The sequence below is a fragment of the Burkholderia sp. AU44665 genome (assembly GCF_030504405.1).
Classification (GTDB): Bacteria; Pseudomonadota; Gammaproteobacteria; order Burkholderiales; family Burkholderiaceae; genus Burkholderia; species Burkholderia semiarida.
Genome location: NZ_JAUJRI010000004.1, coordinates 398,126 through 418,495 on the forward strand (window position 1 = coordinate 398,126; position 20,370 = coordinate 418,495).

Genomic DNA, 20,370 nt, shown 5'->3' on the forward strand with positions numbered 1-20,370 from the left:
TTCGTTAGCATTCGATGACGTTCACGGCAAGACCGCCGCGCGACGTTTCCTTGTATTTCGTCTTCATGTCGGCACCCGTCTCGCGCATCGTCTTGATGACCGAATCGAGCGACACGTAGTGCTGGCCGTTACCCTTGAGCGCCATGCGCGACGCGTTCAGCGCCTTGATCGCGCCCATCGCGTTGCGCTCGATGCACGGGATCTGCACGAGCCCGCCCACGGGGTCGCAGGTCATCCCGAGGTTGTGCTCCATGCCGATTTCGGCCGCGTTCTCGACCTGGTCCGGCGTGCCGCCCATCACGGCGGCGAGCGCGGCCGCGGCCATCGAGCACGCGACGCCCACTTCGCCCTGGCAGCCGACTTCCGCGCCGGAGATCGACGCGGTTTCCTTGTAGATGATCCCGATCGCCGCGGCCGTCAGCAGGAATTCGACGATGCCGGCTTCGTTCGAGCCCGGCACGAACTTCACGTAGTAGTGCAGCACCGCGGGGATCACGCCGGCCGCGCCGTTGGTCGGCGCGGTGACGACCCGGCCGCCGGCCGCGTTCTCTTCGTTGACGGCCATCGCATACAGGTTGACCCAGTCGAGCATCGACAGCGGGTCGCGCAGCGACTCTTCCGAACGCGCGCGCAGGCGGCCGTACAGTTCGGCCGCGCGGCGCTTCACGCGCATCGGGCCCGGCAGGTCACCCTCGACCTTGCAGCCGCGTTCGACGCAAGCAGCCATCGTGCGCCAGATCGCGAGCAGCCCGGCGCGCACTTCGTCGGCAGGGCGCAGCGCGCATTCGTTGCGCAGCATCAGCTCGGCGATCGACAGCCCGTGTTCGCGGCACTGGCGCATCAGGTCGTCACCGGTGCGGAACGGATACGGCACTTCGACGGCCGCGCGCACGCCGTTCACGCGATCGCCGTCGCGGTTCACCACGAAGCCGCCGCCGACCGAGTAATACTCCTTCTCGACGAGCAGCTGGCCGTGCTCGTCGAATGCCTGGAAGCGCATCCCGTTCGGATGCACGATGCTCGTGCCGCTCATCAGCTTGCGATAGAAGCCGATGTGTTCCTTCTCGTCGAAGCGCACCGTCTGCTTGCCGAGCAGCGACAGCGACTTCTCCGCGCGGATCGCGGCGAGCCGCGGCTCGATCAGGTCCGGATCGATCGTGTCGGGCAGGTGGCCCTCGAGGCCGAGCAGCACGGCCTTGTCGGTGCCGTGGCCCTTGCCGGTCGCGCCGAGCGAGCCGTACAGCTCGACCCGCACGCGGCGCACGAAGCCGAGCAGGTTCGCGTCCTCGACGTGCGACGCGAAGCGGCACGCGGCGATCATCGGGCCGACCGTATGCGAACTGGACGGGCCGATGCCGATCTTGAACAAGTCGAACGCGCTGACGTTCATCTGGCTTCCTTTGGGTTGCATGCGTGAAATGTCGTTGGGCCCCAGTACATCAAAGCGTAAAATCGGCCGATAGAACAAAAACGGCATCGGCGTGGGATAGCGCCGCCAAGCGGCGCGCCGGCCGCCCGGAAAGTGCGTTTTGGCGATGGTTCGCGACGGAAAACCACAAGTCCGGCCGCGGCCGATCGGCGACGCTGGCTGCATCCGCGCCGCCTCCGGCAGCCGCAACCCGCAAACAGACTGAAACGAGTGAGACCGCCTGCCCGGCGTGACGAGATTGGCCGCGATGACCCCCGACGTACCCGCTTCCCCCCTCGCAGAACCCGCGCCGCGGCGCATCCGCTTCGGCATCGTGCTGCTGCCGAACTTCACGCTGACGGCCTTCTCCGGCTTCGTCGACATGCTGCGGCTGTCGGCCGACGACGGCGACTACAGCAAGCCCGTGCGCTGCGCATGGAGCGTGATCGGCGAGACGCTCGCGCCGGTGCGCGCGAGCTGCGGGATCCAGATCACGCCGTGGGAGACGTTCGACGCGGCCGAGCCGTTCGACTACGTGGTGGTGGTCGGCGGCTTGCTGCATTCGGGGCCGCAGGCCGGCCCTGAAACGCTCGACTTCATCCGCCGCGCGGCGACGGGCGGCGCGACGGTCGTCGGCATCTGCACGGGCGTGTTCGCGCTGATGCGCGCCGGCGTGCTCGACGGCTACCGCACCTGCGTGAGCTGGTTCCATTACTGGGATTTCATCGAACGCTTCCCGTCCGCCGATCCCGACCTGCTGATCGCCGACCGCCTGTTCGTGATCGACCGGCGCCGGATCACGTGCTCGGGCGGCCGCGCGTCGATCGACGTCGCCGCCGCGATCCTGCTGCGCCATTTCGATCACGCGACCGTGCAGAAGGCGCTGCGCATCCTGCTCGTCGGCGAGATGCAGAAAGGCAATGCGCCGCAACCGCATCCGCCGGGCCTCGAGCCAGCGACACACCCGAAGGTCAAGCGCGCGATTCTTCTGATGGAACAGCACGTCGGGCGCGCGCTGCCGCTCGAGGAACTCGCGTGCAAGCTCGACCTGTCGACGCGGCAGCTCGAGCGGCTGTTCAAGGCCGAAACCGGCAAGAGCCCGCAGGCCTTCGCGAAGCAGGTGCGGCTGCGCACGGCCGCGTGGCTGCTGACGAGCTCGGACCGCACCGTCGCCGATATCGCATCGAGCTGCGGGTTCGCCGATGCGTCGCACCTCGGGCGCGAATTCCGCAAGCAGTTCGGCGTGCCGCCGGCGACCTATCGCGAGCGCGGCGGCGACGTGGCCGAAGTGGCCGCGATGCCCGATGCGTCGGCCGACCCGGTCGAGGACATCGCCGGCTGACCGCTCCAAGGGTGCCCGCCCTTTCCTGACCGATTGCGGAACCCCGCACGTTCGCGTCGGTTTAGGCGCGACTTGGAACCGGTTCCAATCAATTTAGCCGACGTTACTCGCTGCAAAGCGCGGGTTATCCCGGATGCTGATGTTCGCTCAAATTTGTATGATGACCACATCACCTTACAAACCAGAGCATCATGTTCGAGAAAATTCCGGCCCGCGCGATGAGCGACCATGTCGCGCAGCAACTGCTCAAGCAGATCGAAGTGGGCAGCTTCTCGGCCACCGGCAAGCTGCCGACCGAGGCCGTGCTCGCCCAGGAATTCGGCGTGAGCCGCACCGTGATCCGCGAGGCGATCTCGCGGCTGAAAAACGAAGGCGTGGTCGAGCCGCGCCAGGGCAGCGGCGTGTTCGTGAACCAGCACGGCGCGATCCGGCCGCTGCGGATCGACTACGCGGAAGCCGTCGAGGCAAGCTCGCTGCCGCATCTGCTCGCGGTGCGCCGCGCGATCGAGGCCGAAGTCGCCGCCGAAGCCGCGCTGCACCACACCGACGACGACATGGCGGACATCGACGACGCGCTGCGCAAGATCGACGAAGCGGTGGCCGAAGGGCGCGACGGCGTCGCGGAAGACGTCGCGTTCCACCGCACGATCGCGGCCGTCACCGGCAATCCGTATTTCCTGAAGACGCTGCAGTTCCTGAACCAGTATCTCGAAGCCGGCGTGAAGGTCACGCGCAGCAACGAAGCGACGCGCGAGGATTTCTCGCGCCAGGTGCGCGACGAACACGCGGCGATCGCCGACGCGATCCGCGCGCGCGACCCGATGGCCGCCCGCAACGCGGCGCGCACGCACATGTACAACGCCGCCCGCCGTCTCGCGGAAGCCGGCATCTGCTGAAGCCGGCGGCCGCGGCCTTTCGGGGCGGCGGCGCCGTCATGAACCTCTTCCGAATCGATCAAGGTTGACCATGTCACGAAATGTTGGAGTCATCGGCCTCGGCGCGATGGGCCTCGGCGTCGCCCGCTCGCTGTTGCGCGCCGGCCTGCGCGTGCACGCATGCGACGTGCGCGACACCGTGCTGCAGGCGTTCGCCGCCGAAGGCGGCATCGCGTGCGCGACGCCGGCCGAACTGGGTGCGCGGTGCGACGTCGTCGTCACGCTCGTCGTCAATGCCGCGCAAACGGAAACGGTGCTGTTCGGCGAACACGGCGCGGTCGCGGCGATGAAGCCGGGCGGCGTCGTGATCGCGAGCGCGACCGTCGCGCCCGAATTCGCGGTCGCGCTCGGCGCACGCATCGAGGCCGCCGGCCTGCAGATGCTCGACGCGCCGGTGTCCGGCGGCGCCGCGCGCGCGGCCTCAGGCGAAATGACGATGATGACGTCGGGCCCGGCCGCCGCGTATGCGGGCTGCGAGGACGTGCTCGCCGCGATCGCCGGCAAGGTGTACCGCCTCGGCGATGCGCACGGCATCGGCTCGAAAGTGAAGATCATCAACCAGTTGCTGGCCGGCGTGCATATCGCGGCCGCCGCCGAGGCGATGGCGCTGGGCCTGCGCGAAGGCGTCGATGCCGACGCGCTGTACGACGTGATCACGCACAGCGCCGGCAATTCGTGGATGTTCGAGAACCGCGTGCCGCACATCCTGAACGGCGACTACACGCCGCTGTCGGCCGTCGACATCTTCGTGAAGGATCTCGGCCTCGTGCTCGACACCGCGCGCCGCAGCAAATTCCCGCTGCCGCTGTCGGCCACCGCGCACCAGATGTTCATGAGCGCATCGAGCGCCGGCCACGGCGGCGAGGACGATTCCGCCGTGATCAAGACTTTCCCCGGCATCACGCTGCCGCCCGCCCGCTGATTCGAACGACGTGCCTGCCATGACCGCTTCCGCTTCCCGTCCCCTGCTCGGCTGCATCGCCGACGATTTCACCGGCGCGACCGATCTCGCGAACATGCTCGTCAAGAGCGGCATGCGCACCGTGCAGACGATCGGCGTGCCCGCCGACGGCGCCGCCGCCGACGCGATCGTCGTCGCGCTGAAGTCGCGCACGATCCCCGCCGCCGACGCCGTCGCGCAATCGCTCGCCGCGTACGAATGGTTGCGCGCGCAAGGGTGCCGCCAGTTCTTCTTCAAGTACTGCTCGACGTTCGATTCGACCGACGCGGGCAACATCGGGCCGGTGGCCGACGCGCTGCTCGATGCGGCCGGCGGCGACTTCACGATCGCGTGCCCGGCGTTCCCGGAGAACGGCCGCACGATCTATCGCGGCCACCTGTTCGTCGGCGACGTGCTGCTGAACGAATCGGGGATGGAAAATCATCCGCTCACGCCGATGACGGACGCGAACCTCGTACGCGTGCTGCAACGGCAGACGCAGTCCGCGGTCGGCCTGATCCGCTACGACACGATCGCGCTCGGCGCGGCCGCCGTGCGCGCGCGGATCGACCAGTTGCGCGCGGAAGGCTCGCGTTTCGCGATCGCCGACGCGCTGTCGGACCACGATCTCTACGTGCTCGGCGAAGCGTGCGCCGGTCTGCCGCTCGTCACCGGCGGCTCGGGCATCGCGCTCGGCCTGCCCGCGAATTTCCGCCGCGCGGAGCAACTGCCCGAGCGCGACAACGCGGCGTCGCTGCCGCGCATCGAAGGCCCGTCGGCCGTACTCGCCGGCAGCGCATCGAAAGCCACCAACGCGCAGGTCGCCGCATGGCGCGCGACGCGGCCGAGCTTCCGCATCGATCCGCTCGCGGCATCGCGCGGCGAGCCCGTCGTCGACCAGGCGCTCGCCTTTGCGCGCTCGCACCTGCCGCAGCCCGTGCTGATCTACGCGACCGCGACGCCCGACGAAGTGAAGGCCGTACAGCAAACGCTCGGCGTCGAAGCTGCCGGCCATCTCGTCGAAAGCACGCTCGCGGCGATCGCGCGCGGGCTGCGCGAACTCGGCGTGCGCAAGTTCGTCGTCGCCGGCGGCGAGACGTCCGGCGCGGTCGTGCAGGCGCTCGACGTGAAGTCGCTGCAGATCGGCGCGCAGATCGATCCGGGTGTGCCGGCCACCGCCACCATCGATGCGCAGCCGCTCGGCCTCGCGCTGAAATCCGGCAACTTCGGCACGACGGACTTTTTCGACAAGGCGCTGCGCGCGCTCGACGGAGCCGCATGATGAGCGACGAAGCAAAACTGCGCGAAGAGATCTGCGTGATCGGCGCGAGCCTGTATGCGCGCGGCCATGCGGTCGGCAGCGCCGGCAACATCAGCGCGCGTCTGGATGACGGCTGGCTGATCACGCCGACCGACGCGTGCCTCGGGCGGCTCGACCCGAACGACATCGCGAAGGTCCGCACCGACGGCCGGCCCGTATCGGGCGGCAAGCCGTCGAAGACGCTCGCGCTGCATCGCGGCATCTACGCGCGCAATGCCGAAGCGAACGGCGTCGTCCACACGCATTCGACACATCTCGTCGCGTTGACGCTCGCGGGCGTGTGGCGCGACACCGACGTGCTGCCGCCGATCACGCCGTACTACGTGATGAAGGTCGGCCACATTCCGCTGATCCGTTACCGCCGCCCCGGCGATCCGGCCGTCGCGGCCGAAGTCGCCGCGCTGGCGGACCAGGTGCGCGGCGTGCTGCTCGACCGTCTCGGCCCGGTGATGTGGGGGCCGTCGGTGTCGCACGCGTCATATGCGCTCGAGGAGCTGGAGGAAACGGCCCGGCTGTGGCTGATGACGCAACCGAAACCCGAGCCGCTGTCCGACGCCGCGCTCGACGAACTGCGCGAGACCTTCGGCGCGCGCTGGTAACGCGCCGCCGCACGGATCACGCACTGCTTCCCATGCCCGCCGTGTGCGCGGGCCCTTCCGTCAGCACACACACGATCCGGCGGCGTACGCGCCGCCGGCACACAATAGTCCAGGAGACGACGATGACTGCTCTCGACGCGGCCGCAAGCCGCTCGCCCGCCGCGGCCGCCCAATCGGGCGAACTCGACCGCACCTACAAGAAAGTGTTCTGGCGCATCGTGCCGTTCCTGATGCTCTGCTACGTGGTCGCGTATCTCGACCGCGTGAACGTCGGCTTCGCCAAGCTGCAGATGTCGCAGGATCTCGCGTTCAGCGAAACCGTGTTCGGGCTCGGCGCGGGGATTTTCTTTCTTGGCTACTTTCTATTCGAACTGCCAAGCAACCTGCTGATGCACCGCATCGGCGCGCGCATCTGGATCGCGCGGATCATGATCACGTGGGGCCTGCTGTCCGCGCTGTTCGCGTTCGTGAAGACGCCGACGCAGTTCTACGTGCTGCGTTTCCTGCTCGGCCTCGCGGAAGCCGGCTTCTATCCGGGCGTGATCCTGTATCTCACCTACTGGTTCCCGTCGCATCGCCGCGCGAAGATCATCGCGGTGTTCATGTCCGCGATTCCCGTGTCGGGCATCTTCGGCAACCCGCTGTCGGGCTGGATCATGGAGCGCTTCCACGGCGGCTCGGGTTTCCACGGCTGGCAATGGATGTTCATGATCGAAGCCGTGCCGGCCGTGCTCGTCGGCATCGCGACGATCCTGTATCTCGACAACAGCATCCGCGGCGCGAAGTGGCTCGACGAGCGCGAGAAGCAATTGCTCGAAGACGAAATCGCCGCGCAGCCGCAGGAACAGCAGCAGCACGGCCATTCGCTGAAGGCCGTGTTCTCGGACCCGCGCATGTGGTGGATGTCGCTGATCTACTTCGCGTTCGTCACCGGCCAGTACGGGCTCACGTTCTGGATGCCGACGCTCGTGAAATCGACCGGCATCACCGATACGCTGCAGATCGGCCTGCTGTCGGCCATTCCATTCGTCGTCGCGATCGTCGTGATGAACGTCTTCGGCCACAGCGCGGACAAGCGCCGCGAACGCCGCTGGCACCTGATCGTGCCGGCGCTGATGGGCGCGATCGGGTTTGCGGTCGCCGCGTCGTACTCGCACAATACGGCGGTGTCGATCGTGTTCCTGTCGCTCGCGGCGGGCGGCGTGCTGACCTGCGCGCCGCTGTTCTGGTCGCTGCCGACCGCATTCCTCGCGGGCTCCGCGGCCGCGGCCGGGATCGCGATCATCAACTCGGTCGGCAACCTCGCCGGTTTCGCGAGCCCGTACGTGATCGGCTACCTGAAGGACGTCACGCACAGCACCGCCTCCGGCATGTACGTGCTCGCGGCGATGCTCGTGATCGGCGCGATCGCCGTGTGGCTCACGCCCGCCAAACTCGTGAACCGCTGATCCGGCCGCCGTCATTCGACGCGGGGCGCGCGGCGCCCCGCCCCATTCATATACAGGACCCGCTGCCATGCCACGCTTCGCCGCCAACCTCTCGATGATGTACACCGAGCATGCGTTCCTCGAACGCTTCGCCGCTGCCGCCCACGACGGCTTCAAGGCCGTCGAGTACCTGTTCCCGTACGACTTCGCCGCCGAGGACATCCGCGCGCGCCTCGACGCGCATGGCCTCGAACAGGCGCTGTTCAACGCGCCGCCGGGCGACTGGGCCGCGGGCGAACGCGGCATTGCTTCGCTGCCGGGCCGCGAGGACGAATTCCGACGCGGCATCGACCAGGCGCTCGACTATGCGCGCGTGATCGGCAACAAGAAGCTGCACGTGATGGCCGGCATGGTGCCGCAGGGCGCCGACCGCGCGCGCCATCGCGACACCTATCTGGCGAACCTGCGCCATGCGGCGCAGGCCGCGGCCGCGCACGGCATCACGATCCTGATCGAGCCGATCAACCAGCGCGACATGACCGGCTATTTCCTGAGCCGCCAGGACGACGCGCAGGCGATCCGCGCGGAAGTCGGCGCGCCGAACCTGAAGGTGCAGTTCGACTGCTACCACTGCCAGATCGTCGAAGGCGATCTCGCGATGAAGCTCAAGCGCGATTTCGCGGGCATCGGCCATATCCAGATCGCGGGCGTGCCGGAACGCCACGAGCCGGATGTCGGCGAACTCAACTACCCGTACCTGTTCGCGCTGATCGACGCGCTCGGCTACGACGGCTGGATCGGCTGCGAATATCGGCCGAAGGCCGGCACGTCCGAAGGTCTCGGCTGGATCAAGCCGTACCTGTGATTCCCGTATTCCACATAGGGCAACGAACATGAAAGTACTGATTACCGGGGGCGCCGGCTTTCTCGGCCAGCGTCTCGCGCGCAAGCTGCTCGAGCGCGGCGAACTCACCGGCCCCGACGGCCGTATCGAGAAGATCGACGAGCTGATGCTGCTCGACGTCGTCAAGGGCAGCGATTTCGGCGACGCGCGCGTGACGTCGATCGTCGGCGACATCGCCGATCGCGCGGTGCTCGACAGCGCGATCGACACGCAAACGGGCGCGATCTTCCACCTCGCGGCGATCGTCAGCGGGCAGGCCGAAGCCGACTTCGATCTCGGCATGCGGATCAACCTCGACGCGTCGCGCACGCTGCTCGAAGTGTGCCGCGCGCGCGGCCACCGGCCGCGCGTCGTGTTCACGAGCTCCGTCGCGGTGTACGGCGGCGCGCTGCCCGACGTCGTGCAGGACGACACCGCGCTGAACCCGCAATCGTCGTACGGCGCCGAGAAGGCGATCGCCGAACTGCTGCTGTGCGACTACGCGCGGCGCGGTTTCGTCGACGGCCGCGTGCTGCGGCTGCCGACGATCAGCGTGCGGCCCGGCCGCCCGAACGCGGCCGCGTCGTCGTTCGCGAGCGGGATCATCCGCGAGCCGCTGAACGGCGAGGAAAGCGTGTGCCCGGTACCGGGCTCGACGCGGTTGTGGCTGCTGTCGCCGCGCGGCGCGATCGACGCGCTCGTCGCCGGTTGCGAGATCGACGGCGCGCAGCTCGGCAACAAGCGCGTGATCAACCTGCCGGGGCTGTCGGTGTCGGTCGACGAGATGATCGCGGCGCTGCGCGAAGTCGCGGGCGACGAGGTCGTGAAGCTGATCCGCCACGTGCCCGACGAACGCGTCGAGAAGATCGTCGGCAGTTGGCCGGGCCGCTGGGATACGTCGCGCGCCGAAGCGCTCGGGCTGAAGGGCGACACGTCGTTCGCGGACGTGATCCGCAGCCATATCGCGGACGAACGGCGCTGATTTGCGGCGCGCCGGGCCGTATTAATGCGGCCCGGGCGTTTTTTCGACGCGCGACGACGCGCGTCGCACCCCGCCCGCCTGCATGAAGCGCGCATCGGCGCCGCGACAACGCCGCACCACCGCTCCCCACGATTCGTCTCCGCGCGACACGCTTCGCACGTGCCTCGTTCTGTCGCGACGCCGACGGCATCACGCAACACAGGTCCATGTCGGCACCTAGTTGCCGATCGGCGCCGGCATGCCGGGTTCGGCCGCCCGCGTAATCGACGCCGCCATCCGCGCCAGATCCTGCTCGGCGAGCTTCGCTTCAGCGGCCTGGATGTCGGCCGGATAGTCGCCTTCGTCGCCCTTCGCCGGGTCGTACCCGGCCGCTTCGAGGCGAATCAGTTCGTCGCGAACCTGCGCACGCGTCAGCGGCGCGGCCGATTGCGCGAATGCCGACTGACCGACGATCGCACCGATCATCGTCAGTAGTGCGATATAGGTTTTCATCATGAACTCCTTCAATGTGACGTATCGATCAACCACGGGACATGCGTGACCTGCGGAGGCAGGCGGATGGATCAGCTTCCGAAATAGATCGCGCAGAAGCTCGCGGGGCCGACGCATGCGGCGGCGCCTCGACGCGGCGACGTCGCCGCCGGCTTGCCCGCTTCGGACGACGTGGCCGGATCGCCGCCGACGGCCGTGCCGGCCTGACGCTCCGGCATCCGTTCGGCCTGCTGCTGGAACAGCGGGCTCACGTCCGGATAGGACGTATCGGTCACGAAGCGCAGCCCGTTGTTTTCGGCATCGATCAGTTCCTGCCGGACCTGCTCGCGCGTGAGCGCCTGTGCCGACGCTTGCGTCGCGACACCTGCGAGAGAAATCGCCGCCACCGTGGCGGCCACCAGCCAGTGCGCGTTCATGTTCCACTCCTTCATCAGTCAATGAGACGACGTGCTACACGCGTATGACGACGGAGGAACGCGGTTTATTCCCGGCCTTTTCATTCGCGCCTGCCGGACATTCGTCGAACTGTCATTCATTCGTCAGCCGGCGTAACCTGACGTAACGCAATGCCCGCCGTGCTTCGGGCAGACTGATCACCCCTTCATCCGGGCCACCCGTCGATCGACCATGTCCGCCGCCTACGACCATGCAGCCGCCCTGCTGCGCACGCTATACGACCGCCATATCGACAGCGGCGCGGTGCTCGACGCGGCCGCATTCCCGGATGCCGAGCGTTTCGTGCGCGCATGGCCCGCGATCCGCGCTGAGGCGCTCGACGTCGCGCGCGACATGCCGCGCATCCCGCGCTTTCACGAAATCATGCGCGAGCAGTACGACATCTCGGCCAACGATGCGCGCGACTGGCGGATGTTCATCATGCAGGCGTACGGCCAGCCGTTTGCGCGCAACCTGTCGCGCTGCCCGACCGTCGCGTCGCTCGTCGCGGCGTCGCCGGACGTGCTGTCCGCGTCGCTGTCGTTCCTCGCGCCCGGCAAGCACATCCCGCCGCATCGCGGGCCGTTTCGCGGCATCCTGCGCGGTTATCTCGTGCTGTCGATGCCGCAGCGCGCGGACGGCACGCCGGCCGCCGTGCTGAAGGTCGACGGCCACGAATACCGGCTCGACGAAGGCCGCTTCCTGCTGTGGGACGACACGTTCACGCACGAGGTGTGGAACGACAGCGACGCCGTGCGGATCGTGCTGCTGCTCGATATCCGCCGGCGCGGGATGCCGCGCTGGCTCACGTGGCTGTCGAATGCGGTGATCGGCGTCGTGCGGCTCGGGATCCGGATCAGGGGGCGGTCGATTCCGGTTTAGCCGCCGCCACCCCGCGCGCGCCGCGCACGGCGGCTCCGTTCCACCTTTCGGCGCCCGCCGGATCGCCTACACTACAAGCCGTCCCTTCGTGCGGCTCCTGCCAGCTACCGCCATGGCGCACCTCTTTTTCGCCGCGTCGATCCAGCGGCATGTCGAAACGCCCGAGCGCGATATCGACGCGCGCACGGTCGGCGAAGCATTCGACACCGTTTTCAGCGAGCAGCCCAGGCTGCGCGGCTACATCGTCGACGACCAGGGCGCGCTGCGAAAGCACCTGTCGGTGTTCATCGACGGCCAGCCGATCCGCGACCGGCAGCATCTGTCCGATGCGCTCGGCGACGCCAGCCGCGTGTATGTCGTGCAGGCGCTGACGGGCGGATAAAGGGACCGATGCACGGGCGCATTCCCGATACCAAGCGCCGTCGCGCCAAGGCGGACCATCCGGAGACATCGCATATGAACGATCGACTGCTCGTCGCCACCCGCAAGGGCCTGTTCGTCCTGCAACCCGACGGCAACGGCGGCTGGACGCTCGGCGAACCGCATTTCATCGGCGAGCCCGTCAGCATGGCGCTCGCCGACCCGCGCGACGGCACGCTGTATGCGGCGCTCAATCTGGGGCATTTCGGCGTGAAGCTGCATCGGCTGCGCGCAGGCGCCACCGAATGGGAGGAATGCGCGGTCCCGGTTTATCCGCCGCAGCACGCCGACGCGTCACCTCCCCGCGCCAATGCGCATGCCGGCAACGGCGCCATGGACGACGAGCCGCCCGGGCCGCCACAGCCGCAACCGCCTTGGACGCTTCAGCAAATCTGGTCGCTCGAAACCGGCGGCACGGACGAACCCGGCGTGCTGTGGGCCGGCACGATTCCCGGCGGCCTGTTCCGTTCCGACGATCACGGCGATTCGTGGGCACTCAACCGCCCGCTGTGGGATCGCCCCGAACGCGCCGAATGGGGCGGCGGCGGATACGACGCGCCGGGCATCCATTCGGTGATGGTCGATCCGCGCGACAGCCGGCACGTCACCGTCGGCATTTCGTGCGGCGGCGTCTGGCAAACCGCGGACGGCGGCGCGACGTGGCGCGTGACCGCGGAAGGCATGGAAGCCGACTACATGCCGCCCGAGCGACGCGGCGAACCGAACATGCAGGACCCGCACCGCGTCGTGCAGTGCGCGGCCAATCCGGACGTGCTGTGGACGCAGCATCACTGCGCGATCTTCCGCTCGACCGACGGCGGCGAACACTGGCGGCGAATCGAGGCGCAGCCGTCGAGCTTCGGTTTCGCGGTGGCCGTGCATCCGCACGAACCGGATACCGCGTGGTTCGTACCGGCCGTGAAGGATGCGTGCCGGATCCCGGTAAACGGCCGGTTCGTCGTCACGCGCACGCGCGACGGCGGCCGCACTTTCGAGAGCCTGTCGAACGGGTTGCCGGCCGCGCCCGCGTACGACCTCGTGTACCGGCACGGGCTCGCGGTGGACGATTCCGGCACGCGCCTCGCGATGGCGTCGACGACCGGCGGGTTATGGACGTCCGCCGATGGCGGCAAGCGCTGGCAACAGGTATCGGCGCATTTGCCGCCGGCGTATTGCGTCAGGTTCGGGTAGCGGCGCGGTGCTCGTCCGGCGCCATCCGCGCCACCGCGTCGCGCGTTCGTGCGACTTGCGCTTCGAGCCAGTCGAGAAACCGCCTGACCTGCGGCTCGCGCTCGCGCCCCGGCCGGCACAGCGCGACGAAGCGCGCACCGTCGAGCCGCACCGCAGGCTCGATCGGCATCAACGCGCCGCGCTCGACGTGCTCGGCGGCCAGCACCGAGCTGAGCAGCGCGATCCCCTGCCCGTGCAGCACGGCCTGCAACGCGTAATGCTCGTCGTCGTAATGACGGAAGACCGCACGTTCGAGCCACGCCTCCCGGCCCGCCGCACGGCACCACGACGCCCAGTCGACCGACACGGGCAACGGCGTATCCCACACCGTTTCGATCAGGTCGAGCGTCCCGTCCGAGCGATGCGCGTCGAACCCGACGGCCGCATACGCGCCGAAATATTCGTCGATCAGCGCAATCTCGTGCAACGCGGGAAACTGCCGCGACGTCGCGCGAATCGCGAGATCGATCCGGGCATCGCGTTCGAGATCGACGAGCGCGTTTCCGGTTTCGACCTTGATGTGCAGATGCGGATCGATGCGGCGAAACGCACCGAGACGCGGAATCAGCCACATCGCCGCAAAGGCCGGCGTGGTGGTCAGCACGAGCGGGCGCTCGTCCGCCGCATCCGGGCGCACCGCGTCGAGCCCGCGGCTTAGCGCCAGCAACGCATCGTGACTCGCGCGAAACAACTGCTCGCCTTCGGCCGTCAGCCGCACGCCGCCCGTGCCGCGCTCGAACAGCAGTACGCCCACGCGGCTCTCGAGCGACTTGATCTGGTGCGACACGGCAGCCGGCGTCACGGACAGTTCGTCCGCGGCGGCCTTGAACGTGCCGAGCCTTGCGGAGGCTTCGAATACACGCAATGCGGTCAGGGGAATTTTCGAGAACACGGGGCCTCGCGGGCCGGATGCGGCCGGGTTGAATTCGATTCAATCGGGGTGAGATTAGGTGAATTGAAGCGGGTGCGCAACGCGACTAGCCTTGCGGGGCGTCGCGGCATGGTGCCGCGACGGTCGACCTCGAACCGGAGGAACCCGTGCAAGGCCTACCGCGCAGGATCACGCAGGCGGTGCTCTACGAAGCGATCGCCATTTCCTGCATCGCGCCCGTGATCGCGACGCTCTTCAAGCAGAACCTCGTCTATTCGGGCGCGCTGTCGGCGACGATGTCGGCGATCGCGATGCTGTGGAACATGATCTTCAACGCGCTGTTCGAGCGCTGGGAAGCGTCGCGCCGGCAGCCGGCGCGCACGCTCGGACGGCGGATCCTGCACGCGACCGGATTCGAGGGCGGGCTGATCTTCATCCTCGTGCCCGTCGTGTCGTGGTGGCTCGACATCTCGTGGTTCGACGCGTTCGTCGTCGATATCGGGCTGTTCGCGTTCTTCTTCTGCTACGCGTTCGTGTTCCAGTGGGCGTTCGATCGGGTATTCGACGTGCCGGCGGCGACGAAGGAGTCGTGAGCCGGGGCCTACGCCCCCGCGGCGATTTTCGGCAACTGCCAGCCGAAACGCACCGCCGCCATCCGCAGCGCAAAACAGGCGATGCCGCCGAGCACCGCCGCGACGACAGGCGGGCAACCGAGCCGCCGGCACAGCACGACGACGACCGCGCCGAGCAGCGCCGCGCTCGCGTAGATGTCCGTGACCAGCACGACGGGTATCCGCGCGAGCAGCAGATCGCGCACGACGCCGCCCCCGCAGCCGGTCACGGCGCCCATCAGCGTGGCAATGAACGGGTGGACGCGGAATTCGAGCGCCTTCACGGCGCCCGCGACCGCGAACAGCGCGAGGCCGGCCGCATCGAGCATCGTCAGCAGCGACGGCGAAAACGACGCGACCCGCGCATGAAACACGAAGGCGAACAGTCCTGCGGCGAACGCGAGCGCCGGATAACGCCAGTCGCTCACGGCGCTCGGCGGGCGAGCGCCGATCAGCAGGTCGCGAATCACGCCGCCGCCAAGCGCGACGACGAGCGACAGCACCATCACCCCGAACAGGTCGAGTCCGGCGCGGATCGCCGCATTGGCGCCCTCGATCGCGAACACCGCCGTGCCCGCGAGATCGGCCGCGAGCACGACTTGCTCGATGCGCTTCATGCGAAGGTTTGGCCGCGGTACGGCAGCGCGCGGTGACAGCCTGCGTCGGCCGAAGCGGTCGCGCCATTCAGCCGCGTGCCGGCCGCGTGTTGCCGTCCGGATGCATCAAGCGGGTTGCGGGTCATTGCCGTCTCCTCGATCGGGGATCGAGCAGTCTAGCGCATCGTCCGGCGACCGTCGGGCGGAGCATGAAGCGGGCAGCAAAAAGCCGGCGCAAGCAGGTCACCCTGCTTACGCCGGCTCAACATTCAGGTCAGGCTTCGGGCCGCGGCCGCCCAGCCCGACACGTCACCGTCAATGCGCGCCGAGATACGCCTTCACCGCCGGCAGGCCCGGCTTGCCGTCGATCGTCGTCACGCCGGCCAGCCACTTGTCGAGCGCCTCCGGGTTCGCCTTCAGCCACGCGGCGGCGGCCTTGTTCGGGTCCTGCTTGTTCATGATCGGCACCATCACGTGGTTCTCGATCGCCGTCGTGAACTGCAGGTTCGACACGAACTTCGCGACGTTCGGGCAGCGCTGCGCGTAGTCGGGCGGCGTCGCCGTCAGCACCTTCGCTTCGCCGTAGTTCGGGCCGAACACGTCGTCGCCGCCGGTCAGGTAGTCGATCTTCATCTGCACGTTCATCGGATGCGGTTCCCAGCCGAGGAACACGATCCACTGCTTGTCGCGGATCGCGCGATTCACCTCGACCAGCATCCCGGCCTCGCTCGACTCGACCAGCTTGAACTTGCCGAGGCCGAACTGGTTGCCGTCGATCATCTTCTTGATCAGCGCATTGCCGTCGTTGCCCGGTTCGATCCCGTAGATCTTGCCGTTGAGCTTGTCCGCGTACTTCTGGATGTCCGCGAACGACTTCAGGCCGCCCTGGTAAACGTAGTCGGGCACCGCGAGCGTGTATTTCGCGCCGGTCAGGTTCGGCGTCGCGAGCACCTTGATCGTGCCGGCCTTCGTGAACGGCTGGATGATCGGGTCCATCGTCGGCGACCAGTAGCCGAGGAACACGTCGATCTGCTTGCTCTTGATCCCCGCGAACGTGATCGGCACCGACGCGATCGTCTTCGTCGGGTTGTAGCCGAGCCCCTGCAGCATCGTCGACGCGAGGCCCGTGGTCGCCGCGATGTCGGACCAACCGACATCCGCGAAGCGCACGTTCTTGCACACGGGCGGATCGGCCGCATAAACGGCCGACATCGGCGCGGTCATCCCGATTCCGCACACCGCTGCGATCAATAGGCGCTTCATCTTGCTTCTCCTCAAAGTGATGTCGTTTGCTTGAATGCGGGATCGTTTGTTGAAGCCGCGCGCCGCGATCCCGGCGACGTCGCGGACCGTCCGATTGCCCCGGCTCAGCGCCCCGGCAGCCGGCGCTCGTAGCTCGGCGCATGGCCGAACTGCGCGCGGTATGCCTTGCTGAAATGACACGGCGAATGAAAGCCGCAGACCGCCGTCACGCGTGCGATCGACGCATCGGTCGTGCGCAGCAGGTCGCGTGCGCGCTTCAGGCGCAGCGTCAGGTAATAGTGGGTCGGCGACACGTTCAGGTACACCTTGAACATGCGCTGCAGATGCCGCTGCGACAACCGCACGAGCCGCGCGAGCTCCTCGAGCGACAGCGGCTCCTCGATGTTCGCCTCCATCAGCCGCACGACCTCGATCAGCTCCGCACGCGAGAAGCCGACCCGCGCATCGACGGGAATCGGCTGCGTATCGGTCGAGCTGCGGATGCGCTCGAGGATGAACTGCTCGGAGACCTGCGCGGCCAGTTGCTGGCCGAACCGCATGCCGACGAGGTTCAGCATCAGGTCGAGCGGCGCGGTGCCGCCGGTGCAGGTCAGGCGGTCGCGATCGACGACGAACAACTCGTCGGCGAAACCCACCTGCGGGAATTCGGAATGCAGCGCGGACAGGTTCTCCCAGTGCACGGTGCAGCGATAGCCGTCGAGCAGCCCGCTCGACATCAGCGCGTACGCACCCGTGCAGATGCCGCCGAGCGGCAGCCCGCGTTCGGCGAGTGCCGTGAGCGTATCGCGCGCGCCGTCGTCGACCACGTCGCGGATGCGGATGCCGCCGCACACGATCATCACGTCGGGCAGGTTGTCGTAGTCGAGCGCTTGCGTGGGCCGCACCGCGATGCCGTTGCTGGCATGCGCGGGGGCGCCGTCGAGCGAGTAGATCGACCACTTGTAGTGATCCGCCCGCCCGACGTAGTTCGCCATCCGAAGCACTTCGACCGCGCTCGAGAACGCGATCATCGAGAAGTTCGGCAGCGTCAGAAAGCCGAAATGGGCGAGGGACGAAACCGGTGAAACGCAGGCGGCGGGCGCGACAGCGACGGCGGACGTCACATCGGTCTCCTGGCGAGGAGGTTGCGGGGAGCCAGCCCCGCGGCCGAAGCCGCGGGAGCCGTTATCCATTCAGGGTGAGCGGCCGGCGCGTTGCCGGCCGCCGGAGATCAGGCCTGCGCGGGCGAAGCCTTCACGCGAAAGAGCTGCTTGAGGCCCGAGAACAGCGGCGCCTTCGCAGTGCCCGGCGCGCGGCCGAAGCTCTCGGTGATGCGGTCGAGAATGATCGCGAGCAGCACGACCGACAGACCGCTTTCGAAGCCGAGACCGATGTCGAGGCGCTGGATACTCGCGAGCACGTCGTTGCCGAGGCCGCCCGCGCCGACCATCGACGCGATGATCACCATCGACAGCGCCATCATGATCGTCTGGTTCACACCCTGCATGATCGACGGCAGCGCGTTCGGGAACTGCACCTTGTACAGCAGTTGCCACGGCGTGCAGCCGAATGCCTGACCGGCTTCGACGATCTCGCGGTTCACGTGGCGGATGCCGAGGCTCGTGAGGCGCACGGCCGGCGGCATCGCGAAGATCACCGTCGACAGGATCCCCGGCACGCGGCCGAGACCGAACAGCATCGCGGCCGGAATCAGGTAGACGAAGGCCGGCATCGTCTGCATCAGGTCGAGGATCGGACGCACGATCGCGGCGACCCACTTGCTCTTCGCGGCCCAGATCCCGAGCGGGATGCCGAGCACGAGGCTGATGATCGTCGACGACAGCGTGAGGCCGAGCGTGATGACCGTCTGGTCCCAGAAGCCCGTCGCGAAGATCAGCAGCAGCGACGCGGTCGTGAACAGCGCGAAGCGCCAGCCCACCCGCCACAGCCCGACGCCGATGAAGATCGCCATCATCAGCCACATCGGGATCGCCTGCAGGCCATGCTCGACGAATGCGGCGAGCCCTTCGATCGCTTGACCGATCGCGTCGAACGTCTTCGCGTCGTGGTCGAGCAGGTAGTGAACGGACTGGTCGACCCAGGTACCGAGCGGAATCATTTCAGACATGGGAGCCTCGCGAACGCGTGATGGCCTTCAGGATGAGCGCACGATCGACCGAGCCGCAGTAGCAGCCGTCGTCGTCGACGACGGGCAATGCATTCGGGCTCGCGACGACGCGCGCGACGACATGTTCGAGCGACGCATCGCGCCGGATGCTTTCGATCGGCCGTACCGACGGCGTGTCCTGACCGAGCGCCTCGCGCGTGACGAAGCCGCGAATCTTGCGTGCGGCATCGAGCACGAACGCGTATTCGGCGCTGCCGTTCAGCGACGCCGCGACGTTCGCGGCATCGCACTTCGACACGAGCGGCACGGCGCCCGTCTGCATCAAGTCGCCGGCGGTGAGGTAGCGGCTCGTGTCGATGCCGTCGAAGAACGCGCGCACGTAGTCGTCCGCCGGATTCGCGATGATGTCCTGCGGCGTGCCGACCTGCACGAGGCGGCCGCCTTCCATGATCGCGATGCGGTTGCCGATGCGCAGCGCTTCCTCCAGATCGTGCGACACGAACATGATCGTGCGGCGCTGCTCCTTCTGCAGTTGCAGCAGCACGTCCTGCATTTCGCGGCGCTTGAGCGGATCGAGTGCGGAGAACGCCTCGTCCATGATCATCAGCGACGGGTTCACGGCGAGCGCGCGGGCGAGGCCGACGCGCTGCTGCATGCCGCCCGACAGCTCGGACGGCAGCTTGTGCGAGAACGGTGCGAGGCCGACCTGCTCGAGCACTTCCATCGCACGGCGCTCGCGCTCCTTCTTGCCCATGCCCGCGACTTCGAGGCCGAACGCGGCATTCGACACGACGGTGCGATGCGGCATCAGCGCGAACGACTGGAACACCATGCTCATGTCCTTGCGGCGCAGCGCGGTCAGCGCCGAGCGACGCGCCGACGCGACGTCGAGCCCGTCGATCAGCACCTTGCCGGCGCTTGGATCGACCAGCCGGTTCACGAGGCGGATCAGCGTGGACTTGCCGGAGCCGGACAGGCCCATCAGCACGAAAATTTCGCCTTCCTGCACATCGAAGGAGACGTTGTGCACGCCGACGACCTGACCGGTGCGCTTGAGCACATCGTCCTTCGTCGCGCCGGCGGCGAGCATGTCGAGCGCCTGCTGGGGATTGCTTCCAAACACCTTGCACAGACCTTCGACCACAACCTTGGGGGCATCCATCGAAACCTTCTCCTCGTGTAGCGGGGACTCGCGCTTGTCATAGCGTGCCTACATAGTTGCCAGAAAAAACCCCGACCTGCCGACGAATTACGACAAACGCTTGCGCAAATACGACACGGCCCGCAGCCCCGCCCGGCGGGCCGCGCAGCCGATTGCGGCGGCGCAATACGCGCACGGCCCGCAACGGCGGGCATTCCGCGCCGGACTTGTGCGCAGCAACGCGGCGCGCATCACATGAGGTTTTGCGCCAGCGCGCATCGGGCACGCGTCGTTTTGCGACAAGTTCACGTCCGTTCCGGCGTCGATTCGCTCAGACGAAAACGCGCACTGCATTCGTCGGTAAAAAGCATGACCGTGCAGAAATCCGGATGGCGACACCGGACGGCGCACGCCGCGATACCGCGCCAACCCCGCAAATCGGAGCATGCGCGCTGTGATACATTCCCCGCAAACACGCCAATCGC

Annotated in this window: 21 protein-coding genes and 1 pseudogene; 12 read left to right on the forward strand and 10 right to left on the reverse strand. The window is 67.7% G+C overall.

What is annotated here, in order from left to right; all coding sequences use genetic code 11:
- Positions 1–4: 4 nt before the first annotated feature.
- Positions 5–1,390: an L-serine ammonia-lyase gene (locus QZM15_RS12650; RefSeq protein ID WP_059575392.1), complete on the reverse strand. Its 1,386-nt coding sequence runs from the start codon at positions 1,388–1,390 to the stop codon at positions 5–7.
- Positions 1,391–1,676: 286 nt separating this feature from the next.
- Here QZM15_RS12650 and QZM15_RS12655 point away from each other — a divergent pair, with 286 nt between their 5' ends.
- The 8 genes from QZM15_RS12655 (at position 1,677) to denD (ending at position 9,837) form a co-directional block, all read left to right on the forward strand.
- Positions 1,677–2,750, forward strand: coding sequence for a GlxA family transcriptional regulator (locus QZM15_RS12655; RefSeq protein WP_302106494.1), 1,074 nt, complete (start codon positions 1,677–1,679; stop codon positions 2,748–2,750).
- A gap of 191 nt (positions 2,751–2,941) precedes the next feature.
- A complete protein-coding gene (locus tag QZM15_RS12660; protein WP_059575396.1) occupies positions 2,942–3,646 on the forward strand; it encodes a FadR/GntR family transcriptional regulator in 705 nt (234 codons plus the stop codon).
- Between the two features lie 70 nt (positions 3,647–3,716).
- Complete coding sequence (ltnD, locus tag QZM15_RS12665) at positions 3,717–4,607, forward strand: L-threonate dehydrogenase (RefSeq protein WP_059575397.1); 891 nt, start codon at positions 3,717–3,719, stop codon at positions 4,605–4,607.
- 19 nt (positions 4,608–4,626) lie between these two features.
- Complete coding sequence (gene otnK, locus QZM15_RS12670) at positions 4,627–5,907, forward strand: 3-oxo-tetronate kinase (RefSeq protein ID WP_302106495.1); 1,281 nt, start codon at positions 4,627–4,629, stop codon at positions 5,905–5,907.
- Positions 5,907–6,545, forward strand: coding sequence for an aldolase (locus QZM15_RS12675; protein ID WP_302106496.1), 639 nt, complete (start codon positions 5,907–5,909; stop codon positions 6,543–6,545). Before otnK ends, QZM15_RS12675 begins: the two co-directional genes overlap by 1 nt.
- Positions 6,546–6,667: 122 nt before the next feature.
- Complete coding sequence (locus QZM15_RS12680; RefSeq protein WP_124658473.1) at positions 6,668–7,993, forward strand: MFS transporter; 1,326 nt, start codon at positions 6,668–6,670, stop codon at positions 7,991–7,993.
- A 67-nt stretch (positions 7,994–8,060) separates the two neighbouring features.
- Complete coding sequence (gene otnI / locus QZM15_RS12685; protein ID WP_302106497.1) at positions 8,061–8,837, forward strand: 2-oxo-tetronate isomerase; 777 nt, start codon at positions 8,061–8,063, stop codon at positions 8,835–8,837.
- A gap of 28 nt (positions 8,838–8,865) precedes the next feature.
- A complete protein-coding gene (denD, locus tag QZM15_RS12690; protein ID WP_302106498.1) occupies positions 8,866–9,837 on the forward strand; it encodes a D-erythronate dehydrogenase in 972 nt (323 codons plus the stop codon).
- A gap of 216 nt (positions 9,838–10,053) precedes the next feature.
- Here the strand turns inward: denD and QZM15_RS12695 are convergent, their stop codons facing one another.
- Positions 10,054–10,329, reverse strand: a complete 276-nt coding sequence (locus QZM15_RS12695) for a DUF4148 domain-containing protein (protein ID WP_302106499.1) — start codon at positions 10,327–10,329, stop codon at positions 10,054–10,056.
- Positions 10,330–10,400: 71 nt separating this feature from the next.
- On the reverse strand, positions 10,401–10,745 hold the full coding sequence (locus QZM15_RS12700) for a DUF4148 domain-containing protein (RefSeq protein WP_302106500.1): 345 nt from the start codon (positions 10,743–10,745) through the stop codon (positions 10,401–10,403).
- 211 nt (positions 10,746–10,956) lie between these two features.
- On the opposite strand from QZM15_RS12700, the gene QZM15_RS12705 reads away from it, so the two are divergent.
- The 3 genes from QZM15_RS12705 (at position 10,957) to QZM15_RS12715 (ending at position 13,257) form a co-directional block, all read left to right on the forward strand.
- Positions 10,957–11,646 (forward strand): aspartyl/asparaginyl beta-hydroxylase domain-containing protein, encoded by a 690-nt coding sequence (locus tag QZM15_RS12705; RefSeq protein WP_059575410.1) that lies wholly within the window; start codon positions 10,957–10,959, stop codon positions 11,644–11,646.
- Between the two features lie 112 nt (positions 11,647–11,758).
- On the forward strand, positions 11,759–12,028 hold the full coding sequence (locus QZM15_RS12710; RefSeq protein ID WP_059643782.1) for a MoaD/ThiS family protein: 270 nt from the start codon (positions 11,759–11,761) through the stop codon (positions 12,026–12,028).
- Positions 12,029–12,102: 74 nt separating this feature from the next.
- On the forward strand, positions 12,103–13,257 hold the full coding sequence (locus QZM15_RS12715) for an exo-alpha-sialidase (RefSeq protein ID WP_302106501.1): 1,155 nt from the start codon (positions 12,103–12,105) through the stop codon (positions 13,255–13,257).
- Here the strand turns inward: QZM15_RS12715 and QZM15_RS12720 are convergent.
- Entirely contained in the window at positions 13,244–14,188 is a 945-nt protein-coding gene (locus QZM15_RS12720) for a LysR substrate-binding domain-containing protein (protein ID WP_302106502.1), read from the reverse strand. The two genes, QZM15_RS12715 and QZM15_RS12720, sit on opposite strands and share 14 nt — an antisense overlap.
- A gap of 146 nt (positions 14,189–14,334) precedes the next feature.
- Between QZM15_RS12720 and QZM15_RS12725 the strand changes: the two genes are divergently transcribed.
- On the forward strand, positions 14,335–14,760 hold the full coding sequence (locus QZM15_RS12725; protein WP_302106503.1) for a PACE efflux transporter: 426 nt from the start codon (positions 14,335–14,337) through the stop codon (positions 14,758–14,760).
- A gap of 8 nt (positions 14,761–14,768) precedes the next feature.
- Here QZM15_RS12725 and QZM15_RS12730 read toward each other — a convergent pair whose 3' ends face one another.
- The 6 genes and pseudogenes from QZM15_RS12730 to QZM15_RS12755 all read right to left on the reverse strand — a co-directional run.
- Positions 14,769–15,395 (reverse strand): trimeric intracellular cation channel family protein, encoded by a 627-nt coding sequence (locus tag QZM15_RS12730; protein ID WP_302106504.1) that lies wholly within the window; start codon positions 15,393–15,395, stop codon positions 14,769–14,771.
- Entirely contained in the window at positions 15,392–15,520 is a 129-nt protein-coding gene (locus tag QZM15_RS12735; protein WP_264168444.1) for a hypothetical protein, read from the reverse strand. Before QZM15_RS12735 ends, QZM15_RS12730 begins: the two co-directional genes overlap by 4 nt.
- A gap of 169 nt (positions 15,521–15,689) precedes the next feature.
- On the reverse strand, positions 15,690–16,637 hold the full coding sequence (locus QZM15_RS12740) for a choline ABC transporter substrate-binding protein (protein WP_060314054.1): 948 nt from the start codon (positions 16,635–16,637) through the stop codon (positions 15,690–15,692).
- A 104-nt stretch (positions 16,638–16,741) separates the two neighbouring features.
- Positions 16,742–17,740: a GlxA family transcriptional regulator gene (locus QZM15_RS12745; protein WP_059575422.1), complete on the reverse strand. Its 999-nt coding sequence runs from the start codon at positions 17,738–17,740 to the stop codon at positions 16,742–16,744.
- A 107-nt stretch (positions 17,741–17,847) separates the two neighbouring features.
- Positions 17,848–18,744 (reverse strand): choline ABC transporter permease subunit, encoded by an 897-nt coding sequence (gene choW / locus QZM15_RS12750; RefSeq protein WP_059575424.1) that lies wholly within the window; start codon positions 18,742–18,744, stop codon positions 17,848–17,850.
- Positions 18,737–20,022 (reverse strand): annotated as a pseudogene (locus tag QZM15_RS12755) (glycine betaine/L-proline ABC transporter ATP-binding protein); the annotation flags it as partial. The gene choW and the pseudogene QZM15_RS12755, both read right to left, overlap by 8 nt.
- Positions 20,023–20,370 lie beyond the last annotated feature (348 nt).